The 25,891-nt window shown below is 46.6% G+C and carries 25 protein-coding genes; 12 read left to right on the top strand and 13 right to left on the bottom strand.

Annotated features, from left to right (window positions below; genetic code table 11):
- The first annotated feature begins 63 nt into the window (after nt 1-63).
- Complete coding sequence (gene glnE / locus ICN36_RS00125; protein WP_216226425.1) at nt 64-2,877, top strand: bifunctional [glutamate--ammonia ligase]-adenylyl-L-tyrosine phosphorylase/[glutamate--ammonia-ligase] adenylyltransferase; 2,814 nt, start codon at nt 64-66, stop codon at nt 2,875-2,877.
- Nucleotides 2,878-2,890: 13 nt separating this feature from the next.
- Here glnE and recN read toward each other — a convergent pair whose 3' ends face one another.
- Entirely contained in the window at nt 2,891-4,561 is a 1,671-nt protein-coding gene (gene recN / locus ICN36_RS00120; RefSeq protein ID WP_216226424.1) for a DNA repair protein RecN, read from the bottom strand.
- A gap of 26 nt (nt 4,562-4,587) precedes the next feature.
- Nucleotides 4,588-5,493, bottom strand: coding sequence for an NAD kinase (locus ICN36_RS00115; protein WP_216226423.1), 906 nt, complete (start codon nt 5,491-5,493; stop codon nt 4,588-4,590).
- A gap of 37 nt (nt 5,494-5,530) precedes the next feature.
- On the opposite strand from ICN36_RS00115, the gene hrcA reads away from it, so the two are divergent.
- The 5 genes from hrcA to dnaJ all read left to right on the top strand — a co-directional run bounded on the left by hrcA (nt 5,531) and on the right by dnaJ (nt 11,618).
- On the top strand, nt 5,531-6,541 hold the full coding sequence (hrcA, locus tag ICN36_RS00110; protein ID WP_216226422.1) for a heat-inducible transcriptional repressor HrcA: 1,011 nt from the start codon (nt 5,531-5,533) through the stop codon (nt 6,539-6,541).
- Between the two features lie 45 nt (nt 6,542-6,586).
- A complete protein-coding gene (gene hemH, locus ICN36_RS00105; RefSeq protein ID WP_216226421.1) occupies nt 6,587-7,681 on the top strand; it encodes a ferrochelatase in 1,095 nt (364 codons plus the stop codon).
- Nucleotides 7,682-7,747: 66 nt separating this feature from the next.
- Nucleotides 7,748-8,296, top strand: a complete 549-nt coding sequence (grpE, locus tag ICN36_RS00100; protein WP_216226420.1) for a nucleotide exchange factor GrpE — start codon at nt 7,748-7,750, stop codon at nt 8,294-8,296.
- Nucleotides 8,297-8,443: 147 nt separating this feature from the next.
- Complete coding sequence (dnaK, locus tag ICN36_RS00095) at nt 8,444-10,381, top strand: molecular chaperone DnaK (RefSeq protein ID WP_216226419.1); 1,938 nt, start codon at nt 8,444-8,446, stop codon at nt 10,379-10,381.
- Nucleotides 10,382-10,481: 100 nt separating this feature from the next.
- Nucleotides 10,482-11,618 (top strand): molecular chaperone DnaJ, encoded by a 1,137-nt coding sequence (dnaJ, locus tag ICN36_RS00090; protein WP_216226418.1) that lies wholly within the window; start codon nt 10,482-10,484, stop codon nt 11,616-11,618.
- 15 nt (nt 11,619-11,633) lie between these two features.
- Here the strand turns inward: dnaJ and panB are convergent, their stop codons facing one another.
- From panB to ICN36_RS00060, 6 genes are read right to left on the bottom strand one after another with little or no spacing between them, the layout of a single operon-like run.
- Nucleotides 11,634-12,452 (bottom strand): 3-methyl-2-oxobutanoate hydroxymethyltransferase, encoded by an 819-nt coding sequence (gene panB, locus ICN36_RS00085; protein ID WP_216226417.1) that lies wholly within the window; start codon nt 12,450-12,452, stop codon nt 11,634-11,636.
- A 17-nt stretch (nt 12,453-12,469) separates the two neighbouring features.
- Nucleotides 12,470-12,997 (bottom strand): 2-amino-4-hydroxy-6-hydroxymethyldihydropteridine diphosphokinase, encoded by a 528-nt coding sequence (gene folK, locus ICN36_RS00080; protein WP_216226416.1) that lies wholly within the window; start codon nt 12,995-12,997, stop codon nt 12,470-12,472.
- 52 nt (nt 12,998-13,049) lie between these two features.
- A complete protein-coding gene (pcnB, locus tag ICN36_RS00075) occupies nt 13,050-14,450 on the bottom strand; it encodes a polynucleotide adenylyltransferase PcnB (protein ID WP_216226415.1) in 1,401 nt (466 codons plus the stop codon).
- A complete protein-coding gene (locus ICN36_RS00070; protein WP_216226414.1) occupies nt 14,447-15,127 on the bottom strand; it encodes an HAD-IB family hydrolase in 681 nt (226 codons plus the stop codon). Before ICN36_RS00070 ends, pcnB begins: the two co-directional genes overlap by 4 nt.
- Before the next feature lie 19 nt (nt 15,128-15,146).
- Nucleotides 15,147-15,902 carry a DnaA regulatory inactivator Hda gene (gene hda, locus ICN36_RS00065; protein ID WP_216226413.1) on the bottom strand — a complete coding sequence of 252 codons (756 nt, stop codon included), beginning with the start codon at nt 15,900-15,902 and terminating at the stop codon, nt 15,147-15,149.
- A 10-nt stretch (nt 15,903-15,912) separates the two neighbouring features.
- Nucleotides 15,913-16,902, bottom strand: a complete 990-nt coding sequence (locus ICN36_RS00060; RefSeq protein WP_216226412.1) for an AI-2E family transporter — start codon at nt 16,900-16,902, stop codon at nt 15,913-15,915.
- Nucleotides 16,903-16,975: 73 nt separating this feature from the next.
- Between ICN36_RS00060 and purM the strand changes: the two genes are divergently transcribed.
- On the top strand, nt 16,976-18,028 hold the full coding sequence (gene purM, locus ICN36_RS00055) for a phosphoribosylformylglycinamidine cyclo-ligase (RefSeq protein WP_216226411.1): 1,053 nt from the start codon (nt 16,976-16,978) through the stop codon (nt 18,026-18,028).
- Between the two features lie 9 nt (nt 18,029-18,037).
- Here the strand turns inward: purM and miaA are convergent, their stop codons facing one another.
- The gene (miaA, locus tag ICN36_RS00050) at nt 18,038-19,042 is read right to left on the bottom strand and encodes a tRNA (adenosine(37)-N6)-dimethylallyltransferase MiaA (RefSeq protein WP_216226410.1); all 1,005 of its coding nucleotides are present in this window, start codon (nt 19,040-19,042) and stop codon (nt 18,038-18,040) included.
- A gap of 58 nt (nt 19,043-19,100) precedes the next feature.
- Here miaA and ICN36_RS00045 point away from each other — a divergent pair, with 58 nt between their 5' ends.
- Nucleotides 19,101-19,745, top strand: a complete 645-nt coding sequence (locus ICN36_RS00045; protein ID WP_216226409.1) for a VTT domain-containing protein — start codon at nt 19,101-19,103, stop codon at nt 19,743-19,745.
- Nucleotides 19,746-19,781: 36 nt separating this feature from the next.
- On the opposite strand, the gene ICN36_RS00040 is transcribed toward ICN36_RS00045, so the two are convergent.
- On the bottom strand, nt 19,782-20,624 hold the full coding sequence (locus tag ICN36_RS00040) for a SirB1 family protein (protein WP_216226408.1): 843 nt from the start codon (nt 20,622-20,624) through the stop codon (nt 19,782-19,784).
- Nucleotides 20,625-20,629: 5 nt separating this feature from the next.
- Entirely contained in the window at nt 20,630-22,183 is a 1,554-nt protein-coding gene (murJ, locus tag ICN36_RS00035) for a murein biosynthesis integral membrane protein MurJ (protein ID WP_216226407.1), read from the bottom strand.
- Between the two features lie 151 nt (nt 22,184-22,334).
- Here murJ and rpsT point away from each other — a divergent pair, with 151 nt between their 5' ends.
- Entirely contained in the window at nt 22,335-22,601 is a 267-nt protein-coding gene (rpsT, locus tag ICN36_RS00030; protein ID WP_215391548.1) for a 30S ribosomal protein S20, read from the top strand.
- Nucleotides 22,602-22,674: 73 nt separating this feature from the next.
- On the opposite strand, the gene ICN36_RS00025 is transcribed toward rpsT, so the two are convergent.
- Entirely contained in the window at nt 22,675-22,989 is a 315-nt protein-coding gene (locus ICN36_RS00025; protein WP_216153261.1) for a DUF3579 domain-containing protein, read from the bottom strand.
- A 152-nt stretch (nt 22,990-23,141) separates the two neighbouring features.
- Here ICN36_RS00025 and argF point away from each other — a divergent pair, with 152 nt between their 5' ends.
- From argF to ICN36_RS00010, 3 genes are all read left to right on the top strand, one after another.
- Nucleotides 23,142-24,089 (top strand): ornithine carbamoyltransferase, encoded by a 948-nt coding sequence (gene argF / locus ICN36_RS00020; RefSeq protein WP_216226406.1) that lies wholly within the window; start codon nt 23,142-23,144, stop codon nt 24,087-24,089.
- Between the two features lie 51 nt (nt 24,090-24,140).
- The gene (locus ICN36_RS00015) at nt 24,141-25,373 is read left to right on the top strand and encodes an argininosuccinate synthase (protein ID WP_216226405.1); all 1,233 of its coding nucleotides are present in this window, start codon (nt 24,141-24,143) and stop codon (nt 25,371-25,373) included.
- A 64-nt stretch (nt 25,374-25,437) separates the two neighbouring features.
- The gene (locus ICN36_RS00010; RefSeq protein ID WP_216226404.1) at nt 25,438-25,743 is read left to right on the top strand and encodes a pyrimidine/purine nucleoside phosphorylase; all 306 of its coding nucleotides are present in this window, start codon (nt 25,438-25,440) and stop codon (nt 25,741-25,743) included.
- A 62-nt stretch (nt 25,744-25,805) separates the two neighbouring features.
- Here the strand turns inward: ICN36_RS00010 and ICN36_RS00005 are convergent.
- On the bottom strand, nt 25,806-25,891 hold an 86-nt coding region (locus ICN36_RS00005), incomplete at its 5' end, for an IS3 family transposase (protein ID WP_216226838.1).

Below are 25,891 nucleotides of genomic sequence, written 5' to 3'. Positions count from 1 at the left end.
TTCAGGCTTAGCTTGATCGCCAAGCTTCTGGCTTGGGTCTCGGGGTCGGATTAAGATGGGGGAATGGATGCTTTTTCCCAACAAATCGATTTTTTAAAGCAGCACTCGACTTATGCGCGACGCTGGTTAAGTGCTCACCCCGAATGGCTTGAATGGCTACGTATTCAAGGGCAGAAAACAGTCGATATTCAGGGCATTAAGGATTTGCTGCAAGACTGCTGCCCCGACACTCAGGCTGTTGAGCAGGATGAGGCGGTGTGGATGTCTAATTTACGCTTAGCTAGGCAGCGTTTAATGCTTTGGGTAGCGTTTCGCGATCTCAATGGATTTGCCGATTTGCAAGAGGTTACACATGCGCTAAGCCATTTTGCTCAATTAGCGGTTTCTGCTTCGATTGTTTTTATCCGTGAGGATCTCAAAAATCGCTTTGGCTTGCCCTGGAGCAGTTCAACACAATCCGAGATGCCCCTGATGGTTGTTGGAATGGGCAAATTGGGCGGTCTTGAGTTAAACCTCTCGTCAGATATTGATTTAATTTTTCTATATGAGCATGAGGGCGAGACTTCTGGCGGTCCTAAGAGTTTATCCAATCATGAGTGGTTTACTCGGATGGGCAAGCGTTTAATTAAGTTGCTTGCTGAACACGATGCCAATGGATTTGTGTTTAGGGTGGATATGCGTCTTCGCCCTAATGGCGATTCAGGGCCCTTGGTCTGTAGTCTAGGTATGTTGGAAGAATATCTATTGGTACAGGGTAGGGAGTGGGAGCGCTATGCCTGGATTAAAGGCAGGTTAATTGCTCCTCTTCCAGAATCTCCGGATTTCATGCGCTGTCAAAAAGAGCTTGATCAACTCATTCGTCCTTTTGTATTTCGCCGTCATTTGGACTATGGTGTGATTGCTTCTATCCGTGATTTACACGCTCAGATTCAGACGGAAGCAGACAAGCGATCCTCAGGCCATCAGGGGCGCTCAAGAGATATTAAGTTGGGGCGCGGTGGAATTCGCGAGATTGAGTTTCTGGCGCAAATGTTTCAATTGATGCGGGGTGGTACGGACCCCCGCTTTCGAGTGCGCCCAAGTTTAGAGGTCTTAGAGTTAATTAAGCAATGCGGTATCTTGCCCACTCACGAGGTGGAATCTCTGCAGGCAGCTTATGTGTACTTACGACGCTTAGAGCACCGTATTCAGATATGGGATGACCAGCAAACACACTACTTACCAGAAGATGAAGAGGCGCGCTCACGTCTAGCGATTTCAATGCAGGATCAAAACGCCCAAACGGTTACTTTTATGGCTGAATTAGAGCGCCATCAAAATAATGTTGCTCAGCTATTTGAAAAAGCTTTTTTGCTCGACGATAGTACGCGTCTTGAGATTGTACCCTTAGCTCAGGACTGGGCGCCAGACCAAACTCTATTTCCTGATTCATGTATTCGCTGGCAGGCATGGAGTAATGGCCCCAAACAAAAACTATTGCCGCAAAAAAGCCGATTAATTTTTGGTAATTTAATGCGTAAAGCAGCGCAGAGTTTGCAGGGTGACAGCTCTTCTCCAGTATATGCCGATAAAACACTGTTACGTTTTTTTGATCTGCTAGAAGCAATTGCTAGACGCAGCGCTTATCTTTCTATTTTGGCTGAGTATCCCAAAGCCCTATCTAATATTTTGGAATTGCTGAAAGCCTCTCAGTGGGGCGCTCAATATCTAACCCGTCACCCCCACTTATTGGATCACTTATTAAACGCTCAATTGGAAAGAGCATTAATCGAAGATCCAGAAAAATATTGGACAGAGGTGCGGCTTAATCTCAATATGCGGCTTGATGACGTAATGGCCGAGGGGGATGGTTCGGAGCAGGCCATGGATATTTTGCGAGTCACTCATCACAATGAAACTTTTATTACGCTATTGACTGATCTGGGTATTGGCGTGCAGCAAGCATTACCCGTAGAGCGTGTAAGCGATCATTTATCTACCTTGGCAGATTTAATTTTACAGATTACCTTTGAGCGCGTATGGCCGAGCGTGGCCAAAAAGTTTGACTTATCTCTTGACGCTAGCCCACCATTTGCAGTCATCTCTTATGGCAAGTTAGGAGGCAAGGAATTGGGATATGCCTCTGACTTAGATATTGTATTTTTATATCAGGCAGACGAGTCGGATTATGCGGCGCAAGAAATTTATGCGCTTCTAGCAAAACGGATGATTAATTGGCTCACAGCATTTACCTCCACAGGGAGCTTGTTCGAAATTGATACTCGTCTTCGTCCAAATGGCTCTGCTGGATTCTTGGTAACTAATGTCGAGGCTTTTAAAAAATATCAACTGCGTGAAGGCGATAACGCTGCTTGGGTTTGGGAGCACCAAGCTCTGACTCGCGCACGCTTTTCTGCTGGTAGCCCTAGCGTGGGGATGTTTTTCGATTCCGTTCGCTCTGGGGTATTAAGCCAGCAGAGAGATATTGATCAGTTGCGGCTTGAGATTCTAGAAATGCGTCGTAAGGTGCATGCGGGCCACCCCAATGCTAATGTCGGGTTTGACTTAAAGCACGACGATGGTGGCATGGTCGATATTGAATTTATTGTGCAGTTTTTAGTGTTGGGATTTGCTCATCAGCATTCGCAGCTCATCGGTAATCTGGGCAATATTGCCTTGTTGCGTATTGCTGGTGATGTTGGCTTAATTACTCATGAGGCTGCGCAATCCGTAGGAGATGCTTACCGCTTCTTAAGGGCCCGTCAACATCGTTTGCGTTTGGATGGCGCTGAAAAGACCCGTATAAATTTAGAAGATGAGGTCGAGCTCATTTCAGCAAGAGACGCAGTGCAAGCGCTTTGGCTAGAGATATTTAAGGCACCTTCTAATATTAGTTAGAAGGAGATGAGCACTAGTTTTGCTCTAACAGCTCACGGGCATGACGGCGTGTGGTGTCAGTAATGGTAGCGCCACCAAGCATGCGTGCCACCTCTTCAACGCGTTCAGCCCTGCCTAAGATCTGGACCTGGGATACTGTTTTCTCTTCAGTCTGTGACTTGCTCACCTTAAGGTGGTGATTGCCTTGGGCAGCAACCTGCGGTAAATGAGTCACGCACAGGATTTGATGAGATTGACCTAATTGATGTAAAAGTTTACCTACTGTTTCAGCCACTGCACCACCAATACCTGCATCAACTTCATCAAATATCAGGGTCGGCGTAAATGAGGCTTTGCTAGTAATCACGCTGATTGCTAAGCTAATGCGTGCTAATTCACCACCAGAAGCTACCTTTGCAAGTGAGCGTGGGGTGCTACCAGCGTGACCTGCAACAAGGAATTCAATTTGCTCAAGACCATGCGATCCACCATCATTAAGGGGGGTTAGAGCAATCTCTAGGCGACCGCCAGCCATGGATAAATCCTGCATGGCATCGCTTACTAATTTACCGAGATCAGTTGCTGCTTTTTGACGTTTTTGTGAAAGTTGTTTTGCAAGCTTTAAATAGATTGCCTCTTCCTGCGTTACTTGCACTCGTAATGCTTCAATATTTTGCGATGCCGTTAAAGCTTCTAGTCGTTCGGTAGTAGTTTGCAGTAATGCAGGTAATTCATCCACTTCAGAACGGTATTTTCTGGCCGTACTGTGCAATGCTTGCATACGCTCTTCAATTTGGGCTAGGCGAGCAGGATCCAAATCAATTTTTTGTAAATAACGATTAAGCCCATGAATAGCTTCATCAAGCTGAATATTGGCTGATTCCAAGGCTTGATTAATGTCCACTAGAGCTGGATCATGCTCAGCTAACGCAGCTACGTTAGTGCATACCTTCGCTAGCGAAGATTCAAGCGAGTTATCGGCATCACTTAATACTTCAATCGCTTCTTGGCAACCACCAATCAGCTTTGCACCATTTGCTAGGCGGGCGTGCTCACTTTGTATGCTGGCCCATTCACCTTCTTGTGGAGAAAGCTCAGTAAGCTCTTCTAGTTGCCATTCAAGACGCTCTCGCTCACGTTCAATATCTTGACCAGCATTTTCTGCCTGCTCTAAGCGACGACGGGAATCGGCAAGAGTCTTGAATGCCTGCGCTACATCACTCGCGAGTGGCAGTAATCCAGCATGACGATCTAAAAGTTCACGTTGAGCGCCACCTTTTAATAAAAGTTGGTGCGCGTGCTGCCCATGAATATCTACCAGTTGATCACCCGCTTCACGCAATTGCGCTAGGGTTGCAACACTGCCATTAATAAAGGCGCGACTTCGTCCGCTGCTTTCTACAGTTCTTTTGAGTAATAGGCTTTGGCCATCATCCTCTAATGGGAACCCTTGGGTATCAAGCCACTGACCAAAGGATGGCACTAACTCAGGCTCAATACGAAAGAGCGCAGAAATTTCTGCACGGTTACTGCCTTCACGTATCTGGCTGCTATCAGCACGCTCACCTAATACTAGGCCAAGAGCATCAAGCAGTATGGATTTGCCTGCACCGGTTTCACCAGTAAGCACAGTAAAGCCGCTAGAGAAATCTAGTTCTAGCTGGTCAACAATGACAAAGTCACGAAGTGAGATAGTTTGAAGCATGTATTAGCGTAGCAAAAAACTCGACATCAGAATGTCGATGGGTACTCATTCCAATGCAGCTTCTCGCGCAAGGTTTTGTAGTCACTGTGATTGCTCGGATGAAGCAGATCAATTGTTTTATTAGATTGGCGTACTTCAACCTTATCGCCGCTTTGTAAATTCGTTTGAGACTGCATATCAAAATTGACGATCACTTCGCGACCATCTACTACTTCAATAATGGTGACGCTATCTTGTGGCAAAACAATTGGTCGGTTAGAGAGTGAGTGCGGCGCAATTGGCGCCAATAAAATACCTGCCACATGCGGATGCAAAATTGGGCCACCAGCAGAGAGTGCGTAAGCAGTCGAGCCAGTAGGGGTAGACACGATTAAGCCATCAGAGCGTTGGTTGTACATAAACGAACCATTAACGTGCACCGCCAATTCAACCATGCCTGAGATGCCAGAACGATTTACAACTACATCGTTAAGGGCGAGTGCGCGATTAATTTCTTTGCCATTACGAAGAACAACGGCATCTAACAAGGTGCGTGTATCCGCTTCGTAATCACCAGCAATCATTTTTGGCAAGGTAGTGTGAACGGATTGAATCGGAATATCCGTCATATAGCCCAGTCGGCCCATATTGATCCCCACGAGCGGAACATTACTACCCGCTAACTGCCGGGCGATACCGAGCATCGTGCCGTCACCCCCGAGAACAACCACAAGATCAATTTCCCCGGCAAAGTCGCGCGCCGTTTTGGTTGGGTAGCCAGAAAGAGCTAGATGGGTGGCTGTATCAAACTCAATAAAGGCCTCACAACCCAGATCTGCAAGTAATTTAGCCAGGTCCTTCAGGTGCTCTTCAATGCCGTCAGCCTGATATTTGCCGACAAGTGCAACTCGGCTAAATGCCTTCTTGGTGGAATTTGGGGATGGGCTTAACATATAACGATTAAACCATAGGCATAAAATCCCTTCCAACATGGATGAACGTTCCCGCGCCCTACTAAAAACCCTCATCGAGCGCTATATCGAGGAGGGTCAGCCTATTGGCTCACGCACACTGTCTAGATTCTCGGGTTTAGACCTTTCTGCAGCCACGATCCGCAATGTCATGGCTGATTTGGAGGATATGGGCTTAGTTACCAGTCCTCATACCTCTGCTGGCCGTATACCGACCCCACGGGGTTATCGCCTATTTGTGGACACCATGGTGACCGTGCGCCCTCTCGAGGCGATGGCTGCTAGAGAGGTTGAAAAAGGGCTTTTGCCTGACTCCCCGCAAAGGGTGCTCAACTCTGCTGCGCAGATTTTGTCCAACCTAACCCATTTTGCTGGTGTTGTCATGACGCCTAAACGGGCCCAGGTTTTTAAACATATTGAGTTTTTACGTTTGGGTGAGGGCAAGATTTTGCTCATCATGGTTACCCCAGAGGGCGATGTACAAAATCGCATATTGCCTACAACTCAGGATTACACGCCAAGCCAACTGATTGAAGCAGGTAATTTTATTAATGCTCAGTTTGCTGGAAAAAGTTTTGATCAAGTGCGCATGCACTTGAAATCCGATTTAGATAATTTGCGTGCAGATATTTCTGGGTTGATGGCTTTGGCTCTGCAAACCGGTGTGGCTGACTACGATATGGGTCGTGGCGATATGGTGCTCTCTGGCGAACGTCGTTTGCTCAATGTTGGGGATTTAAGTTCTAACTTGGATAAGTTGCGCAAGATGTTCGATATGTTGGAACAGAAATCCGTACTCATGCAATTACTGGATGTATCGAGTCATGCGGATGGTATACAAATCTTTATTGGCGGTGAGAGTGACTTGTTGCCTTATGAAGATCTCGCTGTCATCAGCGCCCCGTATAGCGTAGATGGTCAGATAGTAGGTACTCTTGGGGTCATTGGACCAACGCGCATGGCTTACGATAGAGTCATTCCTATTGTGGATATCACCTCAAAATTACTATCGGGCGCATTAAGTTCCTAAGCAAATCTTTTTATATTCATAACTTATTACTAGAGACAAAACATCTTGAATCAGAACCCGCATTTACGCGCTTCCAAAACGGCAGTTTTACTTTTGAACTTGGGAACACCATCTGCCCCGACAACCAAAGCAGTACGTGCCTATTTAAAAGAATTTCTTTCCGATCCACGTGTAGTAGAAATTCCGCGCATTATTTGGTGGTGTATTTTGAACGGCATTATTTTGCCTATTCGTAGTAGTGCTTCTGCAAAAAAATATGCTTCTATTTGGTTACCAAAATTAGGTTCCCCATTAATGCACTACTCACGCCTGCAAGCGAAAGAGTTGGGTGAGATATTTGCGAATGAAGGCCATACTGTTTTAGTAGATTTGGCAATGCGTTATGGTGAACCGTCAACCCAGTCAGCCCTTGAGAACCTTAAGGCGCAGGGTATGGAGCGCCTATTACTATTACCTTTGTATCCCCAGTACTCCGCGACAACAACGGCGTCTAGCTTTGATGAAGTCTTTCGTGTTTTAGGAACCTGGCGTGACCAGCCTGAGTTGCGTTTAGTGAAGCACTATCACGACAGTCCTGCCTACATTAATGCATTACGTGATCAGGTGTTATCTAGCTGGGACAAAGATGGACGCCCTGATTTTGCTAAAGGCGATCGCTTTGTAATGTCTTTTCATGGCTTACCAAAACGCAATTTAATGAAGGGTGATCCCTATCATTGTGAGTGCTTGAAATCTGGTCGTTTGCTTGGTGAATCCTTGGGCTTAGAGCCTGGTCAATACATTGTTACTTTCCAATCTCGCTTTGGTAAGGCTGAGTGGTTAAAGCCTTACACCGCACCAACGATTGAAAAATTAGCTAAAGAAGGTTGCCAGCGCATTGATATTTTTTGTCCAGGATTTCCAGCGGATTGTCTGGAAACGCTTGAGGAGATTGCGATGGAAGCCCGCGAAATTTTCTTGGAACATGGTGGCATAGACTATCGTTATATTCCGTGCTTAAACAGCAACCCCAAGTGGATAGAGGCCCTGAGCCAAATTGCGCATCATCATCTACAAGGCTGGTCTTTAGGGGTGGAGTCTGAGGCAGAATTAGCCAAGCGCAATGAAAGGGCTGAGTTAGCTGAAAGAATAAAGTCTTGAAATTGAAATGATTGACCCCATATCGCACAGTAATAGTGATCTTTATAGAAAAGTAAAATAGCCCTCATGACACAAGAAAACCAAAATTCATCTCCAGAGCAAGAAAATCCTGCGGTAAATCCAGTTGCAGAAGCTGCGGCAGAAACGCCTCCTGTAAAAACGCCTGAGCAAGAGGTTGCCGAACTCAATCAAAAGGTTGGCGAGTTACAAGACAATTTCTTGCGTGCGAAAGCGGAGGGTGAAAACATTCGTCGTCGTGCCGTGGAAGATATTGCTAAAGCACATAAGTTCGCGATTGAAAGCTTTGCTGAGCATTTGGTGCCCGTTACAGACAGTCTGTATGCGGCGTTGAGTACAGATGCTGGTGATGCCAAAGCTTTCAAGGAAGGTCTGGAGATCACCCTTAAGCAGTTGCTATCCGCCTTTGAAAAAGGCCGTATGACAGAAATCAACCCAGCGGTTGGTGATAAGTTTGACCCCCATCACCATCAGGCTATTGCTTCAGTGCCTTCCGACCAGGAGCCAAATACCGTGGTTTCTGTATTGCAGCGAGGCTACACCGTAGCCGATCGGGTTCTGAGACCTGCTTTAGTGACGGTAAGCGCCCCGAAATAAGCGCTAAAACCGCAACAAAAGCATAAAAAAGGCAGATTTCTGCCTTTTTTGCTCTTTATCCCCTTGAAATCCTCTTTTTAGACCCCATTTATTGGGTATCGAAATATTTATCAGTACAACAAAACAACTTAATTTTTTGGAGCAATTATGGGAAAGATTATCGGAATCGACTTAGGAACCACGAATTCATGCGTTTCAGTCGTTGAAAACAATGCACCTAAAGTTGTCGAAAACGCCGAAGGCGGTCGCACAACTCCATCCATCATCGCTTACGTTGAGGATGGCGAAGTATTGGTTGGTGCGCCTGCAAAGCGTCAGTCAGTCACTAATCCTAAAAACACCATCTACGCAGTAAAGCGTTTGATGGGTCGTAAATTTACAGATCCTGAAGTGCAAAAAGATATTAGCTTGATGCCTTATTCAATTATTGCCGCTGATAACGGTGATGCTTGGGTTCAAGCGCGCGATAAGAAGATGGCGCCACAACAAGTGTCCGCTGAAATCTTGCGCAAGATGAAAAAAACTGCCGAAGACTATCTCGGTGAAGAAGTGACAGAGGCAGTGATTACCGTTCCTGCTTACTTCAATGACAGCCAGCGTCAAGCTACCAAAGATGCAGGTCGTATTGCTGGATTGGATGTGAAGCGCATCATTAACGAGCCAACTGCTGCTGCATTGGCATTCGGCTTGGACAAGCAAGACAAAGTAGATCGCAAGATTGCTGTGTATGACTTGGGCGGCGGTACATTTGACGTATCCATTATTGAGATTGCTAACGTTGACGGTGAGAAGCAGTTTGAAGTGCTCTCCACTAACGGCGACACATTCTTGGGCGGTGAAGATTTTGACCAACGCATCATTGATTGGATCATCGCTGAGTTCAAGAAAGAGCAAGGCGTTGACTTGAGCAAAGACGTTTTGGCATTGCAGCGTTTGAAAGATGCCGCAGAAAAAGCCAAGATCGAATTGTCATCTGCTCAACAAACAGAAATCAACTTGCCATATGTGACGGCTGACGCTAGCGGTCCTAAGCATTTGAACTTGAAGTTAACCCGTGCCAAATTAGAGTCTTTGGTAGAAGAGTTGATCAAGCGTACAGCTGGTCCTTGCTTAACTGCTATTAAAGACGCTGGCGTGAATGTAGCTGACATCGATGACGTGATTTTGGTCGGTGGTCAAACTCGTATGCCTGCGGTTCAAGACAAAGTAAAAGAAATCTTTGGTAAAGAGCCACGTAAAGACGTAAACCCAGATGAAGCAGTTGCCGTTGGCGCCGCAATTCAGGGTTCTGTATTGTCTGGCGATCGTAAAGATGTATTGCTCTTGGACGTTACCCCATTGTCATTGGGTATTGAGACTCTTGGTGGCGTAATGACCAAGATGATCCCTAAGAACACCACGATTCCTACTAAGCATTCACAGGTTTACTCTACTGCGGAAGATAACCAGCCTGCTGTAACCATTAAGTGCTTCCAAGGTGAGCGTGAGATGGCTGCTGCAAACAAGTTGCTAGGCGAATTTAACCTCGAAGGTATTGCTCCAGCACAACGCGGTATGCCACAAATTGAAGTGACTTTTGACATCGATGCCAACGGTATTTTGCATGTAACAGCAAAAGACAAAACCACTGGTAAAGAGAACAAAATCACCATCAAGGCAAATTCCGGCCTAACCGAAGAAGAAATCCAACGTATGGTTAAGGATGCTGAAGCCAATGCTGCTGAAGACAAGAAAGCGCTTGAGTTGGTAACGGCACGTAATACTGCTGATGCCTTAGCTCACTCAACTAAGAAAGCCTTAGAAGAGCATGGCGCTAGCTTAGAGGCTTCCGAAAAAGAAGCAATTGAAGCGGCCTTAAAGGACCTGGATGAGGCTATCAAAGGTAGCGACAAAGAGGCGATTGAAGCAAAAACTGAAGCTTTGGGTAAAGCAAGTCAGAAGCTGGGCGAAAAAGCCATGGCTGCTGAACAAGCTAAAGCTGGTGGCGCTGCTGCTGGTGCGGCTCCTGGTGGCGCAGCCCCTGGTGCTGCTCCTGATGCGGATGTAGTTGATGCTGACTTTAAAGAGGTTGATGACAAGAAGTAATTCTGTAATCAGATATTCATTAACGTAGTTTTGATGCACTTAAATAACAAGTCGGCCTCGTGCCGACTTGTGTCATTCAGGTTGTTGAGAGGAATAGGCCGTGCCTAAAAGTAAACGCGATTTTTATGAAGTGCTTGGTGTGGCAAAGAGTGCCAGTGATGATGAGTTAAAAAAAGCTTATCGCAAGATGGCGATGAAACATCACCCAGATCGCAATCCTGATAGCAAAACAGCTGAAGCTCAATTTAAAGAGGTTAAAGAAGCTTATGAAACCTTAACAGACCCCAATAAACGTGCTGCTTATGACCAATATGGTCACGCTGGCGTTGACCCGTCGATGGGTGGCGGCTTTGGTGGCGGTGGTTTCGGTGGTGGCGGATTTTCTGATGCGTTTGGGGATATCTTCGGCGATATTTTTGGTCAAGGCGGCGGTCGCCAGTCTGGTCCTCAGGTTTATAAAGGCGCTGACCTGCGCTACAACATGGACATTACGCTTGAGCAAGCTGCGGAAGGGTATACAACTCAAATTCGTGTGCCAAGCTGGAGTAATTGCAAGCCTTGTCATGGCACTGGCGCAGAACCAGGGTCAAAGGCTGAAACATGTACCACTTGTAATGGTCATGGCCAAGTGCGTGTGCAGCAAGGCTTCTTCTCAATGCAACAAACTTGCCCCAAGTGTCGCGGTACTGGCGAGTACATTCCTAAACCTTGCAAAACTTGTCATGGCAGCGGAAAACACAAAGAACAAAAAACGCTTGAGATCAAAATACCAGCAGGTATTGATGATGGTATGCGTGTTCGCTCAGTGGGTAACGGCGAACCAGGTGTTAACGGCGGACCATCTGGCGATCTCTATGTAGAGGTGCGCGTAAAACCCCATAAAGTATTTGAGCGCGATGGCAGTGATTTGCATGTACAAATGCCAATCTCCTTTGCGACCGCAACCATCGGCGGTGAAATTGAAGTGCCAACCCTTTCAGGACGCGTTGAGTTTCCAATTCCAGAAGGTACGCAGACCGGTAAGACATTCCGCTTGCGGAATAAAGGTATCAAAGGCTTGCGATCCACCTTGGTGGGTGATCTCTTTGTCCATGTTCTGGTGGAAACGCCAATTAAGCTCACTGATGAGCAAAAGAAATTACTTCAAAAGTTTGATGACAGTCTAAAGTCGGGCGGCGATAAGCACAGTCCCCAACAAAAGGGTTGGTTTGACGGCGTGAAGAGCTTCTTTAGCTAGGGGTTGCTTGACAGGCTAGCCGGCAAAGCCGTGCTCAGGTCCGGGAAATTTCCCGGACTTCACTTCGCGAACATAAGCCTTAATCGCTGCTTCGACGGAGTGATTACCATCCATAAAGTTTTTGACAAACTTTGGCGGCTTGCCTGGGCTAATGCCGAACATATCTTGTAGAACTAAAACTTGCCCGGAACAATCTGGCCCGGCACCAATGCCAATGGTTGGAATATGAAGTTCAGCAGTAATTTTTTCGCCCAGTGAAGATGGGATTGCTTCTAGTACGACCATTTGGGCGCCAGCTGCTTGGCAAGCAAGTGCTTGTTCAAGCATGACGCTAGCTGCATCTTTAGATTTACCTTGGACTTTGTAGCCACCCAAGATATGAACCGATTGCGGTAGTAGGCCCAAATGTGCGCAGACAGGAACGCTGCGTTCTACTAAATGACTAATGATGTCCACTTGCCAGTCACCACCACCTTCAAGCTTCACCATATCTGCGCCAGCACGCATCAATTGGGCGGCTGATTCTAAGGCTTGCACAGGATCTCCGTAGCTTGCGAATGGCAGGTCAGCAATAAGAAATGCCTGGGTATTAGCGCGCGCTACACATTCTGTGTGATACGCCATTTGTTCAATCGTCACTGGCGTAGTGCTGGAGTGCCCTTGAATAACATTGCCGAGGGAGTCACCAACCAAAATGGTCTCAACTCCGCAGCGATTCAGAAGCGCGGACATGGTTGAGTCGTATGCCGTGAGCATGGCAATTTTTTCACCCTCAGCATGCATCGCGAGGAGCTTAGTAATTGTGATTGGCTTGTCGCCTTGTAAGTAACCCATGGCGAGAGTTTAATGAATTAATGCGCCGTTTGGCTATAAACGTCTTTTTCCCCGCAATTGCAGTTCCTGCAGGCGAGTTTTTCAATTCTTTGGTTGGCCACATTGGGTAAGTAGGCTTTGAGTTCGCCCCAATTGGGCAAAAACATATCTGGGGCTATTTCCAAGAGCGGTAAAAGCACAAAGGACCGCTCGATGATTTTTGGGTGAGGCAGCATCAACTCAGTTTCGTTTTGAGTGACCCCTTCAAAAGAAAGGATATCGAGATCGAGAGTGCGAGGAGCGTTTGCATAAGGCCGTTCACGACCAAATTCTTGTTCTATGGCCTGACATACGTGCAAAAGGTTATATGGGCTTAATTCAGTCTCTACTTCAATGACAGCATTAATGTAATCACCGCCTGTGGCTTCAACAGGGGCGCTTTGATAAAAGCAGCTTTTTGCTAGGATTTGCAGTTCAGAGCGCAATGCCAGACAGACAATGGCATCAGTAATAAGCTGACGCGTGTCGCCAATGTTGCCACCAAATCCGATATATGCCCGTGCCATAAATTTCCAAACTAAAGATGAAACTACTTTACAGAAATTTCTCTAAGTTTGCTTAGCTCGCTGCACTTTCTGGGGGCACTGCTGATTTTGGCTTTCGACGGCGCCGTCTTTTGGCGGGACTTGGACTATTGCCGGATTCATTTTTGACGCTAGCCATGAGCTCGTCTTGGCCTGTGGGGTCGGCTGCAATGAAGTCTGTCCACCATTGGCCAATCGCAGCATTCAGTTCGCCGGTAGCACAGCGAAGGAGCATAAAGTCATAACCCGCTCTAAAGCGAGGGGATTCGATCAGACGATAGGGATAGCGACCTACGCGTCTCTCAAAGCGGGGCTGCATAGACCAAATTTCGCGCATATCACTTTCAAAGCGACGCTGAATGGTCATGCCACTACTTTGGGTAGCGATCGTGTCATCCATCGCATCGTGCAGGGCGGGAATATTAGCCATTCCTTTGGCGGAATTGGCTTTCCAATTCTTCAGTAAATCTGGCCAAAGCAGGGTAGCAAATAAGAATCCTGCAGAAACACTTTTACCAGATTGGATGCGATCATCAGTATTGGCTAGTGCCAGTTTTACAAAATCATTTGCCCCTTTAGAATCTTCGCCTTTATCAAGGATGTGATCTAGCAGTGGCAGTAGGCCATGGTGCAGCCCGGCATCCTTGAGTCCCTGGATGGCGGCCCAAGAATAGCCTGACATCAAGAGTTTTAGAATTTCATCAAATAGTCTAGCTGAGGGAACATCATTTAACAGTTTGCCTAACTTAGCAATCGGTGTGCGCGTAGCGCTATCTAATTCAAACCCAGTCTTAGCTGCAAACCGCACTGCCCTGAGCATACGAACAGGATCTTCACGATAGCGCTTTGCTGGATCGCCAATCATGCGCAAAGTTTTCTTTTGCATATCTGCCATTCCGCCGTGATAGTCGAGAACGGTTTCGGAAGACGGGTCGTAGTACATCGCATTGATTGTGAAATCACGCCTTGCCGCATCTTCTCCTTGTGAACCCCAGACGTTATCTCGCAGGATCCGACCACTCTCTGCCACGTGGTCTCCAGCGTTATCTAATAGGGCCCTGAAGGTTGATACCTCAATGATTTCTGGGTGCCCTTTGCCAAAGAAGGTCACATGCACAATCTGAAAGCGGCGACCAATCAAGCGCGCCTTACGAAAGAGTCTTTGCACCTGGTCAGGCGTTGCGTTGGTTGCAACGTCAAAATCTTTTGGGCTAATTCCGAGTGCAAGATCCCTGACGGCGCCACCAACAATAAATGCCTCATAGCCTGCTTGTTGCAGTGTATGCGTTACCTTCACTGCATTTTTAGATAGCAAGTGCGGGTCAATACGATGCGCTTTTTTAGGAATACGTTTTGGGGCGCCAGTATTGTTCGCCTGTGTGTGCTTGACCATTGGGTCACGGCGCAAAATACGTTTAATAAATTTAGTGATCATGCAAACAGTTCAAGAATGGGCCAGTTACGTTGCTTAGCTTCATTGCGAAGACGATCATCTGGATTAGTAGCAACAGGATGACTTACCTTTTCAAGCAAGGGAAGGTCATTCATCGAGTCAGAATAAAAATAGCTGTAAGGCAAAGTATCTAAAGACAGTTTTTGAGATGCCAACCAGTCATGTAGATTTTGAATTTTGCCTTCACGAAAATTAGGCACGCCTTTAACTTCGCCGGTGTAGTTGGCTAAGGGGTGATTGTCTGCTGTAGCAGGTTCTGTAGCAATCAGATGTTCAATCCCAAAACTTTCAACAATCGGGCGCGTGACAAAGCTGTTGGTAGCAGTAATTACACAGCATAGATCTCCAGCATCTTGGTGACGCTTCACAAGATCGATTGCCTGCTGTCGGAGTTGGCCGTTAATGACTTCCTTCATAAACGCGTCATGCCATTCTTTGAGTTGCGCGCGAGAGTGCTCTGACAGAGGCTTTAAAGCAAATCGCAGAAACTCATGAATATCCAGTTTGCCATCTTTGTAGTCTTGATAAAAGCGTTCATTTTGTCGTGCGTAATACTCGCTGTCTACAACACCAATGCGAGCCAAAAATTGGCCCCATTCGTAATCGCTATCGCAGGGCAAAAGAGTGTGGTCTAAATCGAAAAGGGCTAACTGGGTCACAAATGAGGTATTGGATAAATTATTTGGGCTGCAAAAGCTCGCGTACAAGAGGTAAGGTTACAGCACGTTTTGTTTCTAGTGAGTAAGCGTCTAATGCATCAATTAAAGCCATTAAGCTGGGCATATCCCGGTAAAAACGACTTAATAGCCAAGGCAACACATCAGGGGATAAAACGAGTCCCCGTGCTTTGGCTGCTTCCTCTATTGCCTGTATTTTCTCATCATCGTCCAAAAGCTGCGTCTGAAAGATCAAACCCCAGCCCAAACGGGTTCTCAGGTCCTCTCGTAGCTTTAAATTGGCTGGTGCAGCGTCACCGGCCATAAAAATATATACCGCTTTACTTGCCTGCACTCCATTAAGGATGCGAAAAAGTGAGCCAACGAGGCGATCATCTAGACGATCAACATCATCTACAGTGATTACTGAAGGAGTAGCACTTTCAGAGATTGCCCTCATCTTTTCTTCGAGTCGAACCCAAGATGCAGGCTCAAATGGGGTGAGGGCAATGCATTCCAAGCCAGTATGTTCGGCCGCATTCCCAATAGCATCAAGTAAATGTGTTCTGCCAGAACCTTCAGGTCCCCACCAGTAAATCCAGCGTTGATTCAGCGGATTCTCAGAACTTTGAGAATTCCCCTTGCGCCAAGATTTCTCAATATCTTGTAAAGCCGAAAGTAATGCAAGATCTTTTCCGGGAAGAAAGTTTTCTAAACTAGCTTTAGGTGAATGACTAATATCAAGCGCAAATTGTTTTGGAAGCGGAGATGTATTCATTACTGCAAATTTATTTTTGATACCAAGCGCTTTGCGTATAGAGAGACCATAGGTACTTAACGAGGACCATGCTGACGGCACTAATTGGTAGAGCAAGCAATACTCCAAAGAAGCCAAATAGCTTGCCGAAGAAAAGCAATGCAAACAAGACTGCTACTGGGTGGAGGCCAATGCGCTCTCCCACCAAACGGGGTGTTAAGAAGAAGCCTTCTAAAAACTGCCCAATGCCAAACAGGATCAGTACCCCAATAATCTCTGTACCTGGGCCAAATTGGAGTAGGGCCGATAAGGTTGCCAGTGTCAGACCTAGGGTGATGCCTATGTATGGAATCACAATCATGAGTGCGGTAAAGATGCCAAGAGCAGCGGCACCTTTGACGCCAATCAAGCTTAAGCCAGCGCTGTAATAAATCGCCATGATGGAAATGACAATTAACATACCGCGCAAATATTGAGAGAGCAATCCATCTGTGTTCATTGCTAGGTGATGGACAGTTTCTTGTGCACGTAATGGCACCATATTTTTGACTAGACCAAAAAAATGCTTCCAGTCCATCAACAAATAAAACATAACGAAAATAATCAGTACTGCATTTACAAATCCGGCAATCACTGAGCTGCCTGACATGAGAACGGTATCGATGGTTGTGGACATTAAGCTATCTGCATTGTCATTAATGTGCTCAGTAATTTTTTGGGTGGCGGTAGCTTTTAGGGTGCCCCAATCAAAACTAATGTGAAGTTCGCTGAGTTTTGGGCCAAGCCAAGCCTGGGTGTTGGCAATCCAGTCGGGTAGCTGAGTCTTGATGAGGGGTATTTCATACTTTAGGAGGCTTATGAGGAGGCTGAGAATCAAGAAAACAAGAGTTAGACCTACCAACATGGCCAACGCAGCGGCGAGCGCACGAGGCACTCGGTGCTCCTCGAGCCACAGGCAAAAAGGGCGTAGGGCATACGCCAGAATGAATGCGGTAAGAAAAGGGGTAAAAATTTCGGCCATCTTGCTTCAATCCTCTAGAATTCAATGATTCTACTGACGAAGTACCATTTTTTACTAATATTCTGGCTCTGACATGACTTCACCTAATAATTCCTCCTCAAAAGGCCTTTCCTACCGTGACGCTGGCGTCGATATTGATGCTGGGGATGCTTTAGTTGACCGTATTAAGCCGCTTGCTAAAAAGACCATGCGCGAGGGTGTTCTAGCCGGGATTGGTGGCTTTGGAGCCCTTTTTGAGGTGCCTAAGCGCTATAAAGAGCCAGTTTTAGTTTCTGGAACAGATGGTGTTGGTACCAAACTCAGGTTGGCATTCGAGTGGAATCGTCATGAAACCATCGGTCAAGACCTGGTGGCTATGAGTGTGAACGACATTTTGGTTCAGGGTGCCGAGCCCCTTTTCTTTTTGGATTACTTTGCTTGTGGTAAGTTGACTGTGGACACTGCCGCAACTGTTGTTGGCGGTATTGCCAAGGGCTGTGAATTATCTGGCTGCGCATTGATTGGTGGCGAGACAGCTGAAATGCCTGGTATGTACCCACCAGGTGAATATGATTTGGCTGGTTTTGCAGTGGGCGCCGTTGAAAAATCCAAAATCATTACTGGTGCAACGATTGTTCCTGGCGATGCAGTATTGGCCATTGGTTCCAGTGGCGCGCATTCGAATGGTTACTCATTGGTGCGCAAGATTATTGAACGTGCCGGCGCAAAGCCTAGCGATGATTTAGGTGGTCGCTCATTGGGTGATGTGGTGATGGCACCAACAGAAATTTATGTAAAGCCGCTTCTAAAATTGATTTCTGAAATCAATGTAAAAGGAATGGCGCATATTACAGGCGGTGGTTTGGTAGACAACGTCCCTCGCGTGCTCCCAGAAAATACTCAGGCAGTACTACATCGCGACAGTTGGCAAATGCCGGAACTATTCCGTTGGTTGCAAATGAAGGGCGGCGTTGCTGATGCAGAAATGGTACGCGTATTTAACTGCGGCATCGGAATGGTTGTGATCGTATCTCCTGACCAAGTAGATACTGCAATCAAGTCATTAACTGCTCAGGGCCTCAAAGCTTGGACAGTTGGCGAAGTAGTTGAGCGTCCGAAAGATGCACCACAAACAATCGTTATTTAAGTTAATAAACTAGTAACTTAAATTCTTCTTGCAGTAATCTAAAGCTGCCTTCAGCTCTTCGGGGTTGAAGGGGTCAAACGTTTTTCTTCCCTCAATTGCTCGCAGCCATGTGAGTTGTCGCTTACCAAGCTGTCGAGTTGCTGCTAATGCTTTGTAGCGCATTTCTTCAGCATCAATTTCTCCATTAAAAAATTCCCAGGCTTGGCGATAGCCTACCGAGCGAATAGCCGGAAGATCTGGATGTAATTCAGTATTGGCACGCAGTGCTTTGACCTCATTCATAAATCCTGCCGCAAGCATTTCATCAAAGCGTTTCTCTAAATTCTGATGCAATCGCTTGCGATCACTTGGCTCTAGTGAAACCAAATTAATCCATGGTGGAATAGCAGAACCTTCCCTACCATCTTCACTGGGTGAGTCAGCAAGTAATACAGACATGGGTTTACCAGTGATTTCAAAAACCTCTAAAGCACGTTGCACTCGTTGAGAATCATTCGGCTTTAAACGCGCTGCAGCTTCGGGATCCACTTTGGCAAGCTGATCGTGCATTGCTGGCCAACCGATAGTCTTACCTTCTTCGTCCAAGCGAGCTCGAATTTCTGGATTTGCTGGAGGTAGTGAGGAGAGTCCATGCGCCCATGCACGCCAATACAACATGGTTCCACCTACAACAACGGGAATATTTCCCCGCGCACGAATTTCTGCGCATAGATCTTTGGCATCCTTTGCAAAACGCGCCGCTGAATACACTTCAGTGGGGTCGATGATGTCAATAAGATGATGAATGACTGCAGCCTGCTCAGCTTTGGTGGGTTTAGCGCTGCCTATATCTAAACCGCGGTATACGAGGGCAGAATCCATGCTGATAAGCTCAATTGTTTGACCAATCGATTTTGCATACTCCGCCAAAGACATGGCGAGATGGGTTTTGCCTGCGCCAGTGGGCCCAACAATACAAAGAATGGGGGCTTCATTAAGAGCATGCATATTCTGAATGTGGGGTTCAGTTGACATACCCAATTATAAGAGCCTGTTAATATCCGCAACAACCCATAAGTTAGAGAGCGAGTTGATGGATACCCTTTTGCAAATCAGTGATTTATTGTTGCATATTGATAAACATCTAGATGTCGTGATTCAGCAATACGGCCCCTGGGCTTATGGCCTGTTATTTGCTATCGTTTTTGCTGAGACAGGTTTAGTAGTAGCCCCATTCTTGCCTGGTGACTCCCTTTTGTTTATCGCTGGTGCTTATTGTGCTACTGAGCATTTCAATATCTGGACTTTATGCATTGGTTTGTTAGTTGCTGCAGTCGCTGGTAATACCGTGAATTATTTCATTGGTCGCTGGATTGGCAAACGAGTATTTAGTAGTAAATCGCGCTGGATTGATCAAGGCGCTCTATTGAAGACACATACCTTTTATGAAAAGCATGGCGGTAAGACCATCATTCTTGCGCGCTTCCTACCAATCATTCGGACCTTCGCACCTTTTATCGCAGGTGTATCTGAGATGACCTTCTCGCGTTTTCAGTTTTTTAATATCACGGGCGCTGCGCTGTGGGTATTTGGGCTGGTGATTGCTGGATATTTTTTTGGCAATATCCCCATCATTCGCCAAAACCTCAATGTGATTGTGCTAGTGGGGGTTGGTGCAGCTGCTATTCCGGTTGTATTGGCAGCCCTTTATAAAATTTTTCAGCGCAAGCAAGACTAAAACAAGCAAAACAACTAAAGCCAAAATTTCTTGGCTTTAGTGCAGCTTTGTTTGGCTTTCAAGTGTGGCGATGTGCTCACGAATATCACTGGCATCTTCAGCTTCCGGCATTTCACTGAGGTAGCGGTGCATATCAGCTATGGCGGGACGTAAATATTCTAGTTGCGCAAAGATGAGCCCTCTATCTCGAACTTCTTCAACAGAGTCTGGCAGTAGGATTACTAAACGCTCTTGAATACCCAACAGGCGCTCCCAGCGCTCATGTTCTGAGTAAATCATTTTTAGGTTCCTCAAGAAGCGCGACAGAATTTCTCTAGAGCTAGATGCACGTAGGAAGATATTTAGTGGCAGGCTGAGATCGCCTCGATACCCTTTGGCATCCAAGTAGGGATCAAGCATCTCTTGTAATTGATTCTTAGAGAGTGATTCTCCGGTGAGAGGATCCATGATCACTTCACCTTGTTGTAGAGAGATGCGCATCATGAAGTGATTGGGAAATGAAACCCCCCGAATTTTCAAACCAATTTGATTTCCTAATTCCATCATCAGAATCGCTAATGAAATTGGAATGCCTCTGCGATTTTCGAGTACGTAATGTAAGTACGAATTCTCAGGCGCATAAAAGTCATTTGGGTTTGGACCAAAGCCCAGTTCGTTATAAAAGAAATGCTTGAGAATTTGTAAGCGCTGAACTGGCGAGGTATCTGGAGTCACGCGCGACTTTAATTTATTACCCAGCTGATCAAGATGATCTAACGTGTGTTGAACATCTAGATCGGGATAAGCATGGTGTGCGACGGCGATTGCAGCCTCCGTTAGGGGGAGGTGTTCGTCTTCAGCAACTAGGGAGGTGAAATAGTCGAGTTGTTGTGTTGGCATAAGGTCTATTTTGCATGACGCAAGAATTTTTGCCAGCGAATTCCAACTAAAGCGAGGGATGCAAAGTAAACGATGGCTGCAACAGCTAGCCATGCAGCAACTAAGCCAATGCGAAGCCACGGTTCGGCTTGAAGGTCAATCCAATGATGTGCGCCAGCGGCATAAAAAAGCACTGCCGCAAAGGGAATGAGCGCCAGAAATAATTGGCCTAGGTACTTGGCCCAGGCAGAGCTGGGTAGGGCGCCGCGTTTATGTAGACCAACCCATAAGAGGGCTGCATTCAGACAGGCGCCCGTGCCAACCGATAGAGCAAGACCAGCATGCCCAAGCCAGGGCACGAAGACGAGGTTGGCTAATTGGGTAGCTACTAAAACAAGCAATCCAATTTTGACTGGGGTACGAATATCTTGGCGAGAATAAAAGCCAGGGGCCAAAATTTTTACCAGAATCAAGCCAATCAGCCCAACTCCATATGCGGCTAAAGCTCGTTGTGTCATTACGACGTCAAGTGCATTGAATTTACCGTAGTGGTACAGGACGGCAGCTAGTGGCTCCCCAAAGATAAAGAGCGCAAGCGCACACGGCGCTGCCAGTAAAAATGTCAGCTGCAGCCCCCAGAGGAGTAATTCTCCAGCATGCACTAAATCATTCTTGGCATTGGCTTTGCTTAAGCTTGGTAGAAGCACGGTGCCTAGTGCCACTCCCAGCAGTGCAGTTGGAAACTCCATCAAACGATCTGCATAAGATAGCCAGGAAACGCTTCCTGCTTGAAGGCGTGAGGCAATATTGGTATTGATAATGAGAGAAATTTGCGCGACTGACACCGCAAATACTGCTGGCCCCATCAGGCGCAATACCCGTCTTGCATCTGGATTAGTAATAGCCGTCTTAATAGCTCCCGGCAACAAACCAATTCGCGGTAATAGTCCGATGCGAGATAAGGCTGGAACTTGAATGGCTAGTTGCAAAACGCCACCAATCAGAACGCCAATGCTCAGGGCATAAATAGGTTGCTCAAGATGGGGTGCTAAAAATATTGCGCTCCCGATCAAAGCTAAATTGAGTAAAACTGGGGTAAAGGCGGGAATGGCAAAGCGCTGGAATGTGTTCAGAATGCCAGCTGACAGCGAAACCAGGGAAATCAGGCCGATATACGGGAACATGATGCGGGTCATCACTACGCTGGCCTCATAGGCGGGGCCACCCTTAAAGCCCGTAGCAATGATCAAAATGAGGGCTGGAGCGCCAATCACGCCGACCAATACTGTGAGCAGCAAAGCCCAAAATAAGAGGGTAGAGACCGCATTAACGAGGATTTGGGCCTGTTTTTGATCCCCTTTGCTGGAGATTTCACCCAAAATGGGTACAAAAGCCTGAGAAAAAGCTCCTTCGGCAAACAGCCGCCGCAGCAAATTGGGTAGTCTAAAAGCCACGTTAAAGGCATCCGTCCACTCTGAGGCCCCGAAACTGCGGGCAATGAGGGTCTCCCGGAGCAGGCCCGTAATACGAGACAGCATGGTCAGGGTGCTGACCTTGGCGGCGGCAGAAAGCAGATTCATGAGCCGATTTTCACCTATTTATCAGTCGGCTGGGCTTTTTTGCCCCTTTAATGTAAAATCTTAGGTTTTGGCGAGCTTGCTTCTGAATCTAGCAAGTCCGCAAGATTTTTAACTAATCGCATTTTGCATTTTATAGAGGCAAGGTTTAAAGATGGCCAATACAGCACAAGCGCGCAAGCGTGCACGCCAAGCAGTAAAACAAAACGAACACAATTCCAGTTTGCGTTCAAAGCTCCGCACTTCCATTAAGGCAGTTCGTAAAGCTATTGAAACTGGTGACAAAGCTGCTGCAGCGAAAGTTTTCTCAGCAACTCAAGCAACAATCGATAAGATTGCTGACAAGAAGATTGCTCACAAAAATACTGCAGCTCGTCAGAAGTCACGTTTGTCTGCAGCTATCAAGGCGATGGCAGCGTAATACAGTTTTAGTTTTAGGCTGGTCGAGGTAGTTTCGACCTAGGCCCGCTCCTCAACAGAGCGGGTTTTTGTTTTTAAGGCTGGGCTGAGGCTGTTGGGTTGAACTCACATGCCTCTTCGATCGGTAGGTCATTGTCTTTGGCAAAGTTCATGACAAAGTCTAACGCTCGAGGATCTAGGTCTCTCAGTCGAGTATCGATAACAACGCATTTCACTTTTGCAATAAGCACTGGTCTGACATAGGGCGAATAAGTGAAGCGAGGGTCCCCGGAATCGCCGGGAGGGCGAAAAGTAGCCATCACCCCGCACAGACGCTCTGCCCAATCGCTGGGCCGAAATGGTTTGCCAGAAGTGGTAATGCCTTGAATGAAAAGCTTTTTGTGGTTCAAGTTCGCGTAATGATGGTTGTGAGAAATAGCGTTGCTAAGTCCTCTAGCTTAACAGCCTGAGTTGGCCGTAAGATGACTTTAGGATCTATTTTCGTGCAGCCGAATGTTTGAAGAAAAAAATGCAAGCCAAAACTTTAGTAGAAAGCTCAACTATGACATCGCTGGCAAAGCCTCAGGCGCCCGGTAAGGTAAAGCACTACCTGCAGTTTTCCGACCTGACTCGTGAAGAGTACGACTATTTACTGAAGCGATCAGCCTGGCTCAAGGCTAAGTTCAAGAGTTACGAAACCTGGCATCCACTGCATGACCGCACCTTGGCGATGATTTTTGAGAAGCATTCCACCCGTACCCGCCTGTCCTTCGAGGCGGGCATCCATCAGCTTGGTGGTCATGCGGTATACCTAAACACTAGAGATACTCAGTTGGGCCGTGGCGAGCCTGTAGAGGACGCTGCTCAGGTGATTTCAAGAATGACTGACATCATCATGATTCGTACCTTTGGCCAAGAGATTATTGAGAGATTTGCCTCTAACTCGCGCGTGCCAGTAATTAATGGCCTGACAAATGAATTTCACCCTTGCCAAGTGTTGGCCGACATCTTCACGTTTGTTGAAGCCCGTGGCCCTATTCAGGGAAAGATGGTAGCTTGGGTAGGCGATGCTAACAACATGGCTTACACATGGTTGCAGGCAGCTGAATGTCTAGACTTCCAGTTGCGCTTCTCTGCACCTGAGGGGTATCAGCTAGATCCAGCACGTTTAACCCCAAAGGCAGCCAAACACTTGACGATCTGTGCCGATCCTATGGATGCATGCAAAGGTGCTGACTTGGTTACTACTGATGTTTGGACCAGCATGGGTTATGAAGCGGAAAATACATCGCGCATGAATGCTTTTCAGGACTGGATGGTTGATGAAGAGTTGATGTCTCTAGCTAAGCCGGATGCCTTATTTATGCACTGCTTACCAGCACATCGTGGTGAAGAGGTTTCAGCTGGTGTAATTGATGGTCCACAAAGTATTGTTTGGGAAGAGGCAGAAAATCGCTTGCATGTGCAAAAAGCTTTGATGGAGTATTTGCTCTGCGGCCGTTTGGATTAAGAAGTTTGTCTAGGTTAGTTGTTGAATAATTTTTTGATTGAATAAGAAAACATGTCTGATATTAAAAAAGCAGTCTTAGCGTATTCCGGTGGTTTAGATACAAGCGTGATCTTGAAGTGGCTTCAAGACACCTATGGCTGTGAGATCGTGACCTTTACGGCAGACTTAGGTCAGGGTGAAGAGCTTGAGCCGGCACGTGCAAAAGCATTGCAATTTGGCATCAAGCCAGAGAATATTTTTATCGATGACTTGCGTGAAGAATTTGTGCGTGACTTTGTATTTCCAATGTTCCGCGCTAACACGATTTACGAAGGTGAGTATTTATTGGGGACCTCTATTGCTCGCCCATTAATTGCGAAGCGTCAAATTGAAATCGCTCGCTTAACTGGTGCAGACGCTGTGTCGCACGGCGCTACTGGTAAAGGTAATGACCAGGTTCGCTTTGAGTTAGGTTACTACGCATTAGAGCCAGGAATCAAAGTAATCGCTCCTTGGCGTGAATGGGACCTCCTCTCGCGTGAGAAGTTGATGGCTTACGCAGAAAAGCATGGCATTCCAGTTGAAATGAAGCATAAGCAAGGTGGTTCACCTTACTCTATGGACGCCAACCTTTTGCATATCAGCTATGAAGGCCGTCATTTAGAAAATCCAAATGCTGAAGCAGAAGAGTCAATGTGGCGTTGGACAGTGTCACCAGAAAAGGCGCCAGATGCCCCAGAGATTGTTGAAATTGAATTTAAGGCTGGTGACCCAGTAGCTATTGATGGCAAAGCTTATAAGCCGCATGAGTTATTGGCCGAGTTAAATCGCATTGGCGGTAAGCATGGTATTGGCCGTCTCGATTTGGTAGAAAACCGCTTTGTTGGCATGAAGAGTCGTGGTTGCTATGAAACTCCTGGCGGCACAATTCTCCTGAAGGCGCACCGCGGTATCGAGAGCATTACGTTAGATCGTGAAGTAGCTCACCTGAAGGATGATTTGATGCCTCGCTATGCAAGCTTGATTTACAACGGCTTGTGGTGGGCTCCAGAGCGTCTTGCTTTGCAAACCCTGATTGATCATACGCAACTGGGTGTAAACGGTGTTGTTCGTCTTAAGCTCTATAAGGGTTCTGTATCGATAATTTCACGTGATTCAGCAAATACCTTGTTTGACCAAAACATTGCAACCTTTGATGATGACGGTGGCGCATATAACCAAGCAGATGCCGGTGGCTTTATTAAGCTTAATGCTTTGCGTATGCGTATTGCTGAAATCGCTAAGCGTAAGCGCGCAAAGAAATAACTAAAAGTCACAATGAGTAAAAGTAAGTAAACGATTAGAACTCAACAGAATAGAAAGAATTAGCATGCAATTTGATCAAGTTTCCGTAGGCAAAAAAGCCAATGTATTTTTTGATGGCAAGTGCGTTTCACACACTGTGACTTTGCCTAATGGTATCCGTAAGTCAGTTGGTGTTGTATTGCCAAGCACCCTACGTTTTGATTTGAGCACCAAAGAGATTATGGAAGTGGTTGATGGCAACGCTTTCGTCAGCATCAATGGTGCCCCTGAGCAAGAGTTCAAGGCTGGTCAAAGCTGGGAAGTGGAGAAGGGTGGTTACTTCGTTATTCGTGCGGAGCAACCTGTGCACTACGTTTGCCATTTTGAGTGACAAGCAGCCCTATCAAATAAAACCACCTGCGTGAACTGACCCCCAAAAGTTGGACAGTTTAGTCAGGTTACCAGAAGGGATTGAGTTCGGTATTGCACCGGACTTAATCCCTTTAGTTTTTGTTTGATTCGATCATGGTTGTAGTAGT

Origin of the sequence: Polynucleobacter sp. UK-Gri1-W3 (genome assembly GCF_018881595.1) — a bacterium.
GTDB lineage: Bacteria > Pseudomonadota > Gammaproteobacteria > Burkholderiales > Burkholderiaceae > Polynucleobacter.
This window is presented reverse-complemented; position numbering and strand designations above follow the sequence as displayed.

Bases quoted from the DNA above. Each gene is read 5' to 3' on its own strand.
- glnE (WP_216226425.1), top strand. From the start codon at position 64: ATGGATGCTTTTTCCCAACAAATCGATTTTTTAAAGCAGCACTCGACT.
- recN (WP_216226424.1), bottom strand. From the start codon at position 4,561: ATGCTTCAAACTATCTCACTTCGTGACTTTGTCATTGTTGACCAGCTA.
- ICN36_RS00115 (WP_216226423.1), bottom strand. From the start codon at position 5,493: ATGTTAAGCCCATCCCCAAATTCCACCAAGAAGGCATTTAGCCGAGTT.
- hrcA (WP_216226422.1), top strand. From the start codon at position 5,531: ATGGATGAACGTTCCCGCGCCCTACTAAAAACCCTCATCGAGCGCTAT.
- grpE (WP_216226420.1), top strand. From the start codon at position 7,748: ATGACACAAGAAAACCAAAATTCATCTCCAGAGCAAGAAAATCCTGCG.
- dnaK (WP_216226419.1), top strand. From the start codon at position 8,444: ATGGGAAAGATTATCGGAATCGACTTAGGAACCACGAATTCATGCGTT.
- panB (WP_216226417.1), bottom strand. From the start codon at position 12,452: ATGGGTTACTTACAAGGCGACAAGCCAATCACAATTACTAAGCTCCTC.
- folK (WP_216226416.1), bottom strand. From the start codon at position 12,997: ATGGCACGGGCATATATCGGATTTGGTGGCAACATTGGCGACACGCGT.
- pcnB (WP_216226415.1), bottom strand. From the start codon at position 14,450: ATGATCACTAAATTTATTAAACGTATTTTGCGCCGTGACCCAATGGTC.
- hda (WP_216226413.1), bottom strand. From the start codon at position 15,902: ATGAATACATCTCCGCTTCCAAAACAATTTGCGCTTGATATTAGTCAT.
- ICN36_RS00060 (WP_216226412.1), bottom strand. From the start codon at position 16,902: ATGGCCGAAATTTTTACCCCTTTTCTTACCGCATTCATTCTGGCGTAT.
- purM (WP_216226411.1), top strand. From the start codon at position 16,976: ATGACTTCACCTAATAATTCCTCCTCAAAAGGCCTTTCCTACCGTGAC.
- miaA (WP_216226410.1), bottom strand. From the start codon at position 19,042: ATGTCAACTGAACCCCACATTCAGAATATGCATGCTCTTAATGAAGCC.
- ICN36_RS00045 (WP_216226409.1), top strand. From the start codon at position 19,101: ATGGATACCCTTTTGCAAATCAGTGATTTATTGTTGCATATTGATAAA.
- ICN36_RS00040 (WP_216226408.1), bottom strand. From the start codon at position 20,624: ATGCCAACACAACAACTCGACTATTTCACCTCCCTAGTTGCTGAAGAC.
- murJ (WP_216226407.1), bottom strand. From the start codon at position 22,183: ATGAATCTGCTTTCTGCCGCCGCCAAGGTCAGCACCCTGACCATGCTG.
- rpsT (WP_215391548.1), top strand. From the start codon at position 22,335: ATGGCCAATACAGCACAAGCGCGCAAGCGTGCACGCCAAGCAGTAAAA.
- argF (WP_216226406.1), top strand. From the start codon at position 23,142: ATGACATCGCTGGCAAAGCCTCAGGCGCCCGGTAAGGTAAAGCACTAC.
- ICN36_RS00015 (WP_216226405.1), top strand. From the start codon at position 24,141: ATGTCTGATATTAAAAAAGCAGTCTTAGCGTATTCCGGTGGTTTAGAT.
- ICN36_RS00010 (WP_216226404.1), top strand. From the start codon at position 25,438: ATGCAATTTGATCAAGTTTCCGTAGGCAAAAAAGCCAATGTATTTTTT.